The 12,196-nt window shown below is 52.5% G+C and carries 10 protein-coding genes; 4 read left to right on the forward strand and 6 right to left on the reverse strand.

Annotated features, from left to right (window positions below; all coding sequences use genetic code 11):
* Positions 1 to 89: 89 nt before the first annotated feature.
* Entirely contained in the window at positions 90 to 890 is an 801-nt protein-coding gene (gene proC, locus CCY01nite_RS06725) for a pyrroline-5-carboxylate reductase (RefSeq protein WP_146859000.1), read from the forward strand.
* 127 nt (positions 891 to 1,017) lie between these two features.
* On the opposite strand, the gene CCY01nite_RS06730 is transcribed toward proC, so the two are convergent.
* From CCY01nite_RS06730 to CCY01nite_RS06755, 6 genes are all read right to left on the reverse strand, one after another.
* Positions 1,018 to 4,212, reverse strand: coding sequence for an efflux RND transporter permease subunit (locus CCY01nite_RS06730; RefSeq protein ID WP_146859002.1), 3,195 nt, complete (start codon positions 4,210 to 4,212; stop codon positions 1,018 to 1,020).
* 17 nt (positions 4,213 to 4,229) lie between these two features.
* Complete coding sequence (locus tag CCY01nite_RS06735) at positions 4,230 to 5,294, reverse strand: efflux RND transporter periplasmic adaptor subunit (protein WP_146859004.1); 1,065 nt, start codon at positions 5,292 to 5,294, stop codon at positions 4,230 to 4,232.
* A gap of 8 nt (positions 5,295 to 5,302) precedes the next feature.
* Positions 5,303 to 6,658 (reverse strand): TolC family protein, encoded by a 1,356-nt coding sequence (locus CCY01nite_RS06740; RefSeq protein ID WP_146859006.1) that lies wholly within the window; start codon positions 6,656 to 6,658, stop codon positions 5,303 to 5,305.
* 26 nt (positions 6,659 to 6,684) lie between these two features.
* The gene (locus CCY01nite_RS06745) at positions 6,685 to 7,296 is read right to left on the reverse strand and encodes a TetR/AcrR family transcriptional regulator (protein ID WP_146859008.1); all 612 of its coding nucleotides are present in this window, start codon (positions 7,294 to 7,296) and stop codon (positions 6,685 to 6,687) included.
* 3 nt (positions 7,297 to 7,299) lie between these two features.
* Positions 7,300 to 7,908, reverse strand: a complete 609-nt coding sequence (locus CCY01nite_RS06750) for a TetR/AcrR family transcriptional regulator (RefSeq protein ID WP_146859010.1) — start codon at positions 7,906 to 7,908, stop codon at positions 7,300 to 7,302.
* Between the two features lie 231 nt (positions 7,909 to 8,139).
* Positions 8,140 to 9,399: a pyridoxal phosphate-dependent aminotransferase gene (locus tag CCY01nite_RS06755; RefSeq protein WP_146859012.1), complete on the reverse strand. Its 1,260-nt coding sequence runs from the start codon at positions 9,397 to 9,399 to the stop codon at positions 8,140 to 8,142.
* Positions 9,400 to 9,676: 277 nt separating this feature from the next.
* Here CCY01nite_RS06755 and dnaN point away from each other — a divergent pair, with 277 nt between their 5' ends.
* From dnaN to CCY01nite_RS06770, 3 genes are all read left to right on the forward strand, one after another.
* Positions 9,677 to 10,795 (forward strand): DNA polymerase III subunit beta, encoded by a 1,119-nt coding sequence (dnaN, locus tag CCY01nite_RS06760; RefSeq protein ID WP_146859013.1) that lies wholly within the window; start codon positions 9,677 to 9,679, stop codon positions 10,793 to 10,795.
* 302 nt (positions 10,796 to 11,097) lie between these two features.
* Positions 11,098 to 11,895 carry a sterol desaturase family protein gene (locus CCY01nite_RS06765; protein ID WP_146859014.1) on the forward strand — a complete coding sequence of 266 codons (798 nt, stop codon included), beginning with the start codon at positions 11,098 to 11,100 and terminating at the stop codon, positions 11,893 to 11,895.
* Between the two features lie 34 nt (positions 11,896 to 11,929).
* Complete coding sequence (locus CCY01nite_RS06770; RefSeq protein ID WP_146859016.1) at positions 11,930 to 12,184, forward strand: hypothetical protein; 255 nt, start codon at positions 11,930 to 11,932, stop codon at positions 12,182 to 12,184.
* The last annotated feature ends 12 nt before the right edge of the window (positions 12,185 to 12,196 follow it).

Consider the following 12,196-nt stretch of genomic DNA (forward strand, 5'->3'; position numbering starts at 1 on the left):
CCGGGGTTCCGGGGGCCATTGCCTTTTATGGGATTCTTGCAGGGTTGCGGCTTTTATCATACCTTACTCTTCCAAAATGATAGACTGTTATGTCCGGTAAGAAAATAGCCATTATCGGCGGAGGGAACTTAGGCTCCGCCATCGCAGAGGGCCTGCTGAAAAGCGGGTTCTCCCAAGCATCCGATATCACCATTACCAAAAGGAATATCGCCACCCTCTCCGCACTCCGCGAACAGGGCGTACATATTGAATCAGACAATGCCAAAGCCATCAGCCAGGCCGAAGTAGTAGTGATCGCGCTCAAACCGTACAACGTAAAGGAAGTGCTGAGCGAATTGCGTGCCTCGTTTGACGTGGAAAAACAGATCCTCATCAGCGTGGTGACGGGCGTGCTGCTGGACGACCTGGAAGCCATCACCCTCCCCGGCCTGCCCATTTTCCGCGCCATGCCCAACACCGCCATCGCCATACAGGAATCGATGACCTGCATCTGCCACCGCAACGGCACCGCGGAACAGGTAGCGTTCGTGCAAAAAATGTTCGACCAGCTAGGCGTTACCGTTAATATCGATGAAAAGCTGATGGACGCCGCCACCGTGCTCGGCGCCTGCGGCATCGCCTACGCCTTCCGCTTCATCCGCGCCAACATCCAGGGCGGCATCGAGATCGGATTTGACGTGCGCACCGCCAACCTCATCGCGGCACAGACCGTGAAAGGCGCTGCCGAATTGCTGATCCGCGAAAAACGTCATCCTGAAGAGGAAATCGATAAAGTGACCACGCCCAAAGGCTGCACCATTGCGGGTTTGAATGAGATGGAGCACCAGGGGTTCAGCTCTTCGCTGATCAAGGGGATCATGGCTTCGTATGACAAGATATTGAAGGGGTAAATAGCCATACAGATTTGTAGCAAAACATAAAGGCCGGGGTAAGACTACCCCGGCCATTTAGTTAAACCTACAACTGTTACACTGTTTGTAACACTATCATTATATAGTGCTTATCTAAAAAGTTTCATCAATTCATCATAGCGGCCGTTTCCAGCTCTACGGTTTCCAGCTCGGCCTTTGTAGGCGCTACCATCCGCTGGCGGATCAGGCGTTTTTTGGAAACGCGGCCCATGCCGAGCTTCTGCATTCCTTTATCCACCACATAATAGATCACCGGCACCACGATCAGCGTCAGGAACATGGAGCTGATCAGCCCGCCGATAATTACCCAGGCCAGGCCGTTCTTCGTGGAAGCCACGCCGCCTGTGGCCAGCGCGATCGGCAACATACCGATCACCATGGCGATGGTGGTCATCAGGATCGGGCGGAGACGCGCGTGGTTGGCGTGGATCAGCGCATCGTAGGTGCTCTGCCCTTCTTCCTTCATCTGGTTGGTAAAGTCCACCAGGATGATCGCGTTCTTCGCCACAAGGCCGATCAGCATGATCATCCCCAGGATGGTGAAGATGTTCAGCGTGTTGTTCGTCAATGCCAATGCCAGCAACGCCCCGATGATGGACAGCGGGATGGAGAACATCACCACGAACGGATAAATATAGTTGTCGTACAGCGCCACCATGATCAGGTATACCATCACGATGGAGATCAACAGCGCCACGCCCAGTGTGGAGAAGGAGTCGCCCTGATTCTCCGCGTCGCCGCCGAACACGTAGGATACACCGGCGGGCTTCGGCAGCTTTTCGACCACGGCGCCGAACTCCTGGGTCACGGTGCCGGAGGGGCGGCCCATTACCTGGGACTGCACGGAAACGGAAGTGTTCTTGTCACGGCGCTCCAGGTGGCTGGGGCCGGAACCTTCCGTTACGTTCGCGAACTGCGCCAGCCTGATCAGCTCGCCGCGGTTGTTCACGAAGTCGATGTTCTTCACATCGTTGATATTCTTACGGTTGAAATCATCGAACCGGATATTGATATCATATTCATATTCTCCCTGGCGGAACTTCACTTTGGAATCGTCCGCGGTACCGCTGAAAGCGGTCTGCATCGTACCACCCACTGTTTCCAGCGTGAGGCCGAGGGCGGACATCTTGTCGCGGTCCACCTGCACATTGATCTCGGGGTTCCCGTCTTCTACAGACAGCTTCACTTCGCTGGAACCTTCGATCTTCGTCAGTTCACCCATCGCCAGCTTGGCAAAGCTCATCACGCTGTCCAGGTCCGTACCCATCACCACCAGCTCCACAGGTGCGCGCTGCGCGGTACCCAGGATGCTCACCGGCGTTGTTTTCACTTTCACGCCCGGCAGTTGTTCTTTCAGTTCTTTCTTCACTTGTGCGCCGAAGATGTCCGCAGCGGGACGAAGGTGTTGGTCTACCAGCATCACGGTGATCTCCGCTTTGTAGGCGGTGGACTGGGAAGTACCAAAGCCGTCTTCAGAGGTCTGGCCCACGGTGGTGATCAGTGAGGTCACTTCCGTTTTCTTGTCCAGTATCTGCTCCGCTTTGCGGGTAGCGAGGTTCGTTTGTTCCAGGGAAGCGTCTTTCGGCATTTCCAGCATGACGATGAACTGCCCGCGGTCGCCCTGCGGAATGAACTCCCCGCCGATATAGCCGCGGCCCACCAGCTGGAAAGAAGCGATCAGCAGCAGCACCGCACCCACCAGGGTAATGGTCTTGTGCGCCAGCGCCCATTTCAGCATACCGGTCATCCACTGCGTGAATTTGTTCAGCTGCTTTTCGAACCAGAGAATGAATTTTTCAAAAAGGTTCTTGCCGGTGAGATGTTCGAGCTTGCCGAAGCGCGAAGCCAGCAGGGGCACGATCATAAAAGATGCGAGCAAGCTCAGCATGGTAGAGATCATCACCACCACGCAGAACTCCCGGAGGATCTTGCTCACCAGTTCATTCGTCAACGAGATAGGCAGGAACACCACCACAATTACCAGCGTGATGGAGGTAACGGTAAACCCGATCTCCTTCACACCGTCAAACGCCGCACGTACTTTGTTCTTGCCCATCTCCATGTGACGATAAATATTTTCCAGCACCACAATGGCGTCGTCCACCAGGATGCCCACTACGAGCGACAGGCCGAGGAGGCTCATCAGGTTCAGCGAGAAGCCGAATAATTTCATGCCGATGAAGGTAGCGATGAGGGACGCCGGGATGGAGATCATCACGAAGATCGCATTCCGCAGGCTGTGCAGGAACAGCAGCATCACCGCCGCCACGAGCAGGATCGCGATGATCAGGTCATGGATCACGGAGTCCGCGGATTCCAGTGTGAACACGGAAGCGTCGTTCGCGATCTTGATCTTCAGCTGGCTGGATGCATATTCTTTTTCGATGGATGCGATCGCTTTCTGCACTTCTTCACTTACGGTCACCGCGTTGGCGTCCGTCTGTTTCTGCACCTGCATCGCGATAGCGCTCTGGCCGTCCACACGCGCTACTCTTTCCGCATCTTTCTGACTATCCTGCACGTCTGCTACGTCCATCAGGCGCACCTGCGTACCGGTAGATGTAGTGGTCAGCACAAGGTTGCGCAGCTGCTCCACATCCTTGTATTTACCGGCAAGGCGCACGAGTATCTGTTGTTCTGTTGTTTTTACTTTACCGGTGGGGAAGTCCAGGTTCGCGTTGGTCACGATCTGGCGCACCTGCAAAATGGACAGCTTGTAGGCTTCCAGCTTTGCGGGGTCGATGTTGATCTTGATCTCTCTTTCCTGACCGCCGATGAGCGATATCTGCGCAACGCCCGGCAGGCGGGAGAGCTGCGGCTGGAGCTTTTTGTCCACCAGGTCAAAGAACACGCGGTCATCCATTTCCGCGGTGGCGGAAAGCGTCATGATCGGCAGGTCGTCCAGCGAGAATTTATTGAGGGACGGCGGTTTCGCATCACCGGGAAGGTCCGCCAGGATGGCGTTCACTTTCCGCTGCGCATCCTGCAGGGCAATGTCCACATCCGCATCATTATTCAATTCTACGGTCACGATGGACAGGCTTTCGGAGGATTTGGAGGTGAGTTTTTTGATCTTCTCCATGGAAGCCACCGCGTCCTCGATCTTTTTGGTAACGGTGCTTTCCACTTCCTGCGGCGAAGCGCCGGGATACACGGTAGCGATGGTTACGATCGGGGAAGAGAACTTGGGCAGCAGCTCATAGTTCAGCGCCTTGTAGCTGATGAAGCCCAGCAGCGTGAGAATGGTGAACAACACCACTACTACCGTCGGTCTTTTTATCGAAATCTCTGTAATCTTCATTGTAATTGGTTTGTATCCTACTTTTGCAATACGGTCACCTTCGCGCCTTCCGTGAGGTTGATCTGACCGCTGGTGATCACGGTCTCGCCTTCATTCAGTCCTTCCCTGATTTCCACTTTATCGCCGAAGATCCTGCCGGCCACTACCTTGCGGACCTTTGCGATATTATTGTCCATTACATATACCTGGTTGCTGTTCACACCGCCCACGAAAGCCGTGCGGGGGATCAGCATGGCGGCGTCCTGCTTCGGCATGTCAAAATGCGCGGTGCCGTACATGCCGGCTTTCAGCGATTTGCCATTCACGTTCGCTACTTCCATTTCCACGGGATAGCTCAGGCTGGCGTCGCCTTTGGCGGCGATGAAGGTGATCTTGCCGGTGTACGTTATCTCCGGATACACGTTGCTGCTCACTTCCACTTTATCGCCGGTCTTCAGGTGGATCACCTGCTGTTCCGGTACGGTCACCCGCAGCTTCAGGCGGGATACGTCCACGATGTCGAACATCTTGGTGCCGGGAGAAAGGTAGGCGCCCAATTCTACATATTTGGCGTTGATGGTGCCGGAGATCGGCGCTTTCACGTGCGTGTCGCGGATGCGGCGGCTGGCGGCTTCGTACTTGCTTTTCGCCAGGTCGTATTGCAGGCGCGCGTCGTCCATTTGCTTCTTTGTTACGCCACCCGTCCGGAAGGCGCTTTCATATCTTTCCTTGTCCACTTTCAGTTGTTCCAGGTTCACTTTGGCGGATTGCAGATCAGTTCCCACGATCTCGTCATCTACCCGCGCCAGCGCCTGTCCCTGTTTCACAAAACTTCCCTCATCCACATACAACTGCGTAATGCGGCCGGACACTTCGCTCATGAAGGTCAGTTCGCGGAAGGGCTCAAAGTTGCCGTTCGCGGCGAATTGCTGTTCAAATTCCGTGCGGACCACTTTTTCGGTCAGCACCGGCACATCGCCTGTATTGCTTTGTTTAACGTATTCCGTTTTTTCCGTGTTCGCCTTTTTGTTGGCGTTCAGTTTCCAGATGATGGCGGCAAGGACCGCTATTGTTAAAGTGCCGTAGATTAAAACTTTCTTCATGGCTTGCGTTAGTTTAAGAGTGATGGCAGGTTACCGTTGGATTTGATCAGTTCCAGTTCTGCGAGTTTGTATTGCAGGAGCGCTTCATTGTAGCTGTTCTGTGCTTCTGCCAGCGAGGTTTCCGCATTCAGCAGGTCCGTGAGGCTGGCGAGGCCCAGGTTGTAATTATTTTGTGTAGAGTAGTACACCTCGTCCGCCAGCGCTACGTTTTCCTTTTGCGTTTTGATGGTGCTCAGGTTATTCAGCATTTGCAGGCGGGCGTTCTCGTAGGAAGCGTTCAGGTTGATCTTGTTCTCTTCCAGCTGGCGGGCCACTTTCTGCAGTGTGTAGTTCGACTGGTTCACGCGGGAGCGCCTGGCAAAACCATCGAAGATGGGGATGCGCAAGGTTAAGCCTACAGAAGCCATGCTGAACCAGTTGGCGGTAGAGCTGCTGTTGAACAGGTCGAATTTATTGGACATCCCGTTGTATGAATAGTTGCCCTTGAAAGCGAGGCTCGGGAAGTATTCCGCGAGATAGGCTTTCTTCTGGTAGGTTTGCAGCTCTTCTGTTTTCTTCAGCAGGCGTGTTTCTGTTCTGTTATCCAGGTTGAAACCTGCAAAGTCCGCCGTGCCGGCCGCTTTCCGCTCAATATCACTCAGTTCCAGGGAAGGAAGGCCGATGGGCGTTTCAATGGGCATGCCCATCTTTTGCTTGAGCTGGTTTTCCTGTACTTTCAGCTGGTTTTCCAGCTGGCTTTTTTGTGTTTGATAGTTGACGAGGTTCACCTTGATCCTGTCCAGGTCGATCTTTTTGGCAAGGCCGTTCTCGAACTGGCTGTGGGTGGTGGATACGAGCTGCGTCAGCTTGATGATATTCGTGTCCAGCACATGCATGCGTTCTTTTTTCACCAGCAGCTGGTAATAAAGATTGGCCACGTCGTAGATCACGTTTTCTTTTGTTTGCTGCGTCTGGAGGGCGTAGTATTCCTCGCCGGACTTCGCGGCTTTCAGGCCGGTGAACACGCTCTGGTTAAAGAGCTGCTGGTTCAGTTCCGCGGAGGCGGAGGCGTTCCAGGTGGTGCCGGCTTCCACGAGGGTGGTCTTGCCCGGTTCGCCGGTGAGCTCCCCCGGCAGCACGAGCACCTGTTTCTTCAGGTTGTCCGTAAGGTTGCCGTTGGCGTTCACCTGCGGCAGAGCCTGCGCGCGGACCTCGGCGGTCTTCTGCCGGCCGATCTCTTCTTCGAGCCTGCTCACCGCCAGCCGCTGGTTGTTGTTCACCGCGTACCGGAGGCACTCCTGCAAGGAGAGTGTTTTCGTTTGTGCGTTAGCGTTATACATCCCCGCTGACGTTACCAGCAGGAAGGATACGATCCATCTTTTCATGTTTCTATACAATTATGGCGACTGTTTTAAACGATCTGGTGATGCGCGGCGAGGTATTGTTCGGCGAGCCGGTGCCCTTCGGGCGTGGCAATGCCGTGAATATAATGTTCCGTTACCTCGTACATCACTTCATGGATGTCAAACTCCGTGGCGGGGAAGTGGAGGGGGTTGAACGCAGAGTCCAGCTGCATCAGGCGCATGTGCGCGATGATGTGAATGCGGATGTTGCTGCGGTACAAGCCCTCGCGGATGCCCCGTTCCAGGTTGTCCTTGATGGTTTGTGTGATAAATTGTTGCTTAAAGTCTGTGATCTTCTTCCAGGCTGTCGGATGATATTTTTCCAGCTCGAAAAGCAGGATCGGGTTGATGCTTTTCACCAGCAGTTCTGTTTGCCGGAGGGACAGCACCAGTTCTTCCACTGCATCGTGGCCTTCGGCGCAGGCGGTTTTCATGCTGGTGCAGTGCGTATTGGTCAGGAACTCCGTGAAAGAGTCCACCAGTTCAGACTTGTCGGCAAAATGCTCATACACCGTTTTTTTGGAGATGCCGCATTCGCGGGCAATGTCCTGCATGGTGATGCTTTTGATACCGTAAGTCCTGAACAGGCGAAGCGCTGTTTCCAATATTCTGTCGCGCATCTTTTATTTTTTTAACCCTTTGATAAATATCCCGGTCAGCAAAGTTTGCCACTCGTGTATCTTCTCAAATTCTTCTTCGGAAATATCGTCTGTGATGGCGCTGTGCGATAAAACGGACAGGCGGAGCCCCATCATGGAATGAATATATAAGGTAGCCACCTGTTCCGGTTGATCTGTATGCAGCTCTCCGTTTTCCACGCCTCTGCGGATGATGCCGGTCACGATGCCGGTTTCCCGTTGGCGGGCGGCCTCGAATGTTTCGGCGGTGTTCAGCATGTTCTTCTCACGGAGCACCTTGAACAGCTCCAGGCGGCAGAACTTTTTCACAAAAGCCTGGCGGGTGAGGATCAGGCCCATCAAAGCAGCTTCGGCAGTCGGCGCTTTGGCTGCTTCTTTTTCCATCTCGTCAAAATAAAACTCGGCCACTTTTTCCAGTACCGCTACATGCAGCCCGTTCTTATCGGGGAAATAATAATATAAAGAAGCCTTTGAGCAATGCAGATCATCGGCGATCTCATTCATGGTGGTCTTCGACGCACTATAATGAGAGAACCTCTTCAGAGCCGCTTCAATGATCCGCTCGCGCATTTCATCCCTGTTATCTGTACTCATTAACTTTTTGACTTTTTTAGTTTCAAAGTCAAAATTATAACGAAATATTGAATTTGGTAAAAGCAGTTGACCATTTAACGGATTTTTAACTTTTGGATGACAAAAAGCGTTCTGGAAGTTTCCTCAGTTTTTCAGGTTGATAATCAGTTGGTTACAAACATATGTGTAAAAGGAACAAAAAAGGCGTTTCTTTCGAAACGCCTTTAAATATTATGTGTAAAATATTCACAATTACTGTAATTGCTCCAAAGTAGCTTTCAGTTTGGCCAGCATTTCGGGGATTTCCGATTTTACGCAGGTGCCTACGCTCAGGCGGTACCAGGGAGAATTTTTTGCGGAGCCGAAAGCATAGAACGGTACCACCGCCAGCTTCGCTTCATCGAGGATGTAGGAAGTAACGGCGGCCTGGTCTGCCAGTACGGTGCCGGCGGCGGTCTTCTTCCCTACCAGGTCCAGCTTAATGGTCAGGTAGATAGCGGCCTGCGGCGCAATGGCATCTACGGCGTGACCGGCTTTTTTCAGCGCGTCGAAACCTTCGTAGATCTTTACCAGCCTTTCTTCCACTTCACTTTTGAAGTGCGTGAGGTATTTATTCACGGCGTCTTTCTGCACGAGGTATTTGGCGGCGGCCTTCTGTTCAGCCATCGGGCTCCAGGCACCAACGTGGGAAAGGATCGCTTTCATCTTCGCCATTACGTGTTTGGGACCGAGGGCCCAGCCCACACGTACGCCGGTGCCGGCGAAAGCTTTACTCATACCGTCGATGAAAACGGTGTAGTTCTTCATTTCGGGGCGGAGCGATACCGGGTTGTAGTGCTGCGTTTCCCCGAAGGTCAGCACCCAGTACATCTGGTCGAACAGTACATACAGGGGTTTTTCTCCTTCCCCGCGGGACTTGTTCTCTTCCAGCACCATATCACAGATCTCTTCCAGTTGTTTTTTCGCGAACGTGGTGCCGGTGGGATTCTGCGGAGAGCAGAGGGCCAGCAGGGTGGCGCCTTTCAGCAGGGGCTTCAGTTCCGCCGCGGTAGGCATGAAGTCGTTTTCCACTTTTGTTTCCAGCACTACGTGCTCGCCTTCCAGGAAGTGCGTGTAGTGGTTGTTGTTCCAGGACGGCGTGGCGTAGATCACTTTCTCGCCGCGGTCTACGATCGTGCGGTAGGTGGCGTAGATAATGGGACGGCCGCCGCAGGAGATCACGATCTCGCTGGCAGGGTCGTAGCTCAGCCCTTCGCGTTCGGCGATGAACTCGCCTACGGCTTTGCGCAGTTCGGCAATACCGTCAGCCGGCGGGTAGTTGGTATATTTATCCCTGTACGCCTGGATGATCTCGTTTTCGAACTCCGCAGGGATCGGGAACACCTTGGGGTCAAAGTCACCGATGGTGAAATTGTAGATCTTTTCACCCTTAGCCTGCTTTTCCTTGATCTCCCCGGCCAGTTTGATAATTTCGGAACCTATCAGCGTTTCGGCTAAATGAGACAGTTTCATAACCCCAATTTTTAGTTTTTAATGAATGATGATTTTTGCGCGGCAAAAGTAACCGTTTTATTAATAATTTGAAACAATCCAGCCATATCTTTTCACTATCTTCAACCAAACAGCCATTTTAATCGATTCCATTCAACAATTACCCCTGATTCTGCATTTTTAAACAACTATGATGGCGGGATCGAATGCCGGGTATGTTCACAAAAGCGCATGAGGTGGATTGCTAAAAGATTTTATCTTTGTTTACTTACATTTGCAACAATTATTAAGTAACCTTATGAAGTTTATCGTTTCTTCCTCTACTTTATTAAAACAATTACAACAGATCAGCGGTGTTATCAACTCCAACACGGTATTGCCCATCCTGGAAGATTTCCTTTTCCTGATCGACAAGAACGAGCTCACCGTTGTAGCGACCGACCTGGAAACCGTTATGAAGGTAAAGCTGGAGGTGGAAGCCAAAGAAAGCGGCCGCATTTGTATTCCCGCCAAAATACTGATGGATTCCCTCAAGAATCTGCCGGACCAGCCGCTGACCTTTAATATCGATCTCAATTCCTTCGGCGTGGAGATCACTTCAGACAACGGCAAGTACAAGGTAATGGGCGAAAACCCGGAGAACTTCCCGAAAGAACCCGCCGCCGAAGACGCCACCAACTTCACGATGACCGCCTCCGCGCTCATCACCGCCATCAACAAAACACTTTTTGCTGTCAGCAACGACGACCTCCGGCCGCAGATGACCGGCGTGTTCTTTGAGCTGCATCCTGAAAATATCACCTTCGTGGCCACCGACGCGCACCGCCTCGTGAAGTACATCCGCACAGATGTGAAATGCCCGCAGGCCGATTCCTTCATCGTTCCCAAGAAACCACTGAACCTCCTCAAATCCGCTATCCCGGATAACGAAAGCGAGATCAGGGTTTCCTACAGCGGTAACCACTTCTTTGTGTCGCACGACAATGCGCAGATGATCTGCCGCCTCATCGATGCCCGCTTCCCGGACTACAAGGTGGTGATCCCGAAAGAGAATCCTTACCGCCTTACACTGGTGAAAAGCGATTTCCAGAACGCGCTGAAACGGGTGAGCGTATTCGCCAATAAAAGCACCAACCAGGTAGCCCTCAGCATCAGCGGCAGCGAACTGCAGCTGTCCGCGCAGGACGTTGACTTCTCCTTCGAAGGCAACGAGCGCATGAATTGCCAGTACAGCGGAGAAGACATGCAGATCGCCTTCAATGCAAAGTTCCTCATTGAAATGCTACACGCCGCGGAAGGAGATGAGATCACGATAGACCTCAGCGCCCCCACCAAAGCAGGCATCCTCCGGCCGGTGGAAAAAGCCGAGAACGAAGACCTCCTGATGCTGGTCATGCCACTACTCCTCAACAACTAAAAAAATATGCCATCCCGCTGCCAACAACAGCGGGATTTTTTTATCCCCCTTCGCCTCTCCAGACACGCCGCACCCATTAGTTAAACTTATATATTACCAAATCGACATATCTGTTCAACCCCTCCAGATAATTAACAATTTGTTATTATATAAAGGCTTCTATCAATGAATTGCTTGATTTTCCCGCAACAAAAAATCCGCTGAAACCCGCCACAATTGGGCAAAAAGTCGTAATTTTTCTTTGTAATTGTAACTGATACCTGTTCTAACCCTAGCCTACCTACGAAATACCCCTTAATAACATGATCGACTTTTTTGAACATATACCGTCGTATTACCGTACGGCCATCCTGGTTGCCGGGCTGGTGCTCCTCTGGGTTATCGAGGGCGCGATCCCCCGCTTCCGGTTTACCGGTAACAAATACCGGCACGCCGGCACCAATCTGTTCTTTACACTCACCACAGCGGCGGTGAACCTCGGCTTTGCCTTTCTTATTGTAAAAGCTTCCCAATGGACCACCGCGGAGCAGTTCGGCCTTTTATACTGGATGCCCCTGCCCCTCTGGCTGCACGCCCTGCTGGCCATCCTGATGATGGACTTCATCGGCGCTTACCTCGTACATGTTATTCAACATAAAGTAGCCTGGATGTGGCATTTTCACAAGATCCATCATACGGACAAAGAAGTGGACGCCACCACGGCGCTGCGGCATCACCCGGTGGAAAGCGTTTTCCGCGTGGGCGCGCTGTTCCTCGCCATCGTCACTATGGGCGTACCGATCTGGATGGTTATGCTCTACCAGAGCCTGTCCGCATTGATGAGCCAGTTCAATCACGCCAATATTCATTTACCGCACTGGCTGGACAAAGCGCTGAGCTGGGTCATTGTGTCGCCGGACATGCACAAGGTGCATCATAGCCGCTACCAGCCTGAAACGGATTCAAACTATGCCAATATTTTTTCGATCTGGGACCGCCTCTTTGGTACGTTTGTTACAGTGAAAGATACCACCAGCCTGCAGTACGGGCTGGATGAATACCAGGATGCGCGGTATAACCAGGTAGGTCCCTTGCTGAAAGTGCCTTTTGAAAATGTTTAGTCATTTATTTTATCACCTATATAATCGATTCAACATGCCACACACAACCAGTCTCCCTAAAATTGCGGGATATGCATCCATCTTCATCGGTGTGCTGTCTGCCGCGTTCTCTTTCGTGACCAATTCTCCGGAAGCGGCCATGTACCTGGGCGGCGGCGCAGTGATCGCCTGCCTGATCTCCGGTGTGATCGCCCGCAAGAACATTGATGAATTGCAAATGGCGGTAGCGGGACTTTTTCTGTCTATCGTAGGTTGCGCAGTAGGCGCATGGCAGGTGTATAATTTCTAGCCTGTAATGTGC

Origin of the sequence: Chitinophaga cymbidii (genome assembly GCF_007992715.1) — a bacterium.
GTDB lineage: Bacteria > Bacteroidota > Bacteroidia > Chitinophagales > Chitinophagaceae > Chitinophaga > Chitinophaga cymbidii.

Excerpts from the sequence above, each read along its gene's own strand:
- CCY01nite_RS06765 (WP_146859014.1), top strand. The coding sequence starts at position 11,098 with ATGATCGACTTTTTTGAACATATACCGTCGTATTACCGTACGGCCATC.
- CCY01nite_RS06745 (WP_146859008.1), bottom strand. The coding sequence starts at position 7,296 with ATGCGCGACAGAATATTGGAAACAGCGCTTCGCCTGTTCAGGACTTAC.
- CCY01nite_RS06770 (WP_146859016.1), top strand. The coding sequence starts at position 11,930 with ATGCCACACACAACCAGTCTCCCTAAAATTGCGGGATATGCATCCATC.
- CCY01nite_RS06730 (WP_146859002.1), bottom strand. The coding sequence starts at position 4,212 with ATGAAGATTACAGAGATTTCGATAAAAAGACCGACGGTAGTAGTGGTG.
- CCY01nite_RS06750 (WP_146859010.1), bottom strand. The coding sequence starts at position 7,908 with ATGAGTACAGATAACAGGGATGAAATGCGCGAGCGGATCATTGAAGCG.
- CCY01nite_RS06755 (WP_146859012.1), bottom strand. The coding sequence starts at position 9,399 with ATGAAACTGTCTCATTTAGCCGAAACGCTGATAGGTTCCGAAATTATC.
- proC (WP_146859000.1), top strand. The coding sequence starts at position 90 with ATGTCCGGTAAGAAAATAGCCATTATCGGCGGAGGGAACTTAGGCTCC.
- CCY01nite_RS06735 (WP_146859004.1), bottom strand. The coding sequence starts at position 5,294 with ATGAAGAAAGTTTTAATCTACGGCACTTTAACAATAGCGGTCCTTGCC.
- CCY01nite_RS06740 (WP_146859006.1), bottom strand. The coding sequence starts at position 6,658 with ATGAAAAGATGGATCGTATCCTTCCTGCTGGTAACGTCAGCGGGGATG.
- dnaN (WP_146859013.1), top strand. The coding sequence starts at position 9,677 with ATGAAGTTTATCGTTTCTTCCTCTACTTTATTAAAACAATTACAACAG.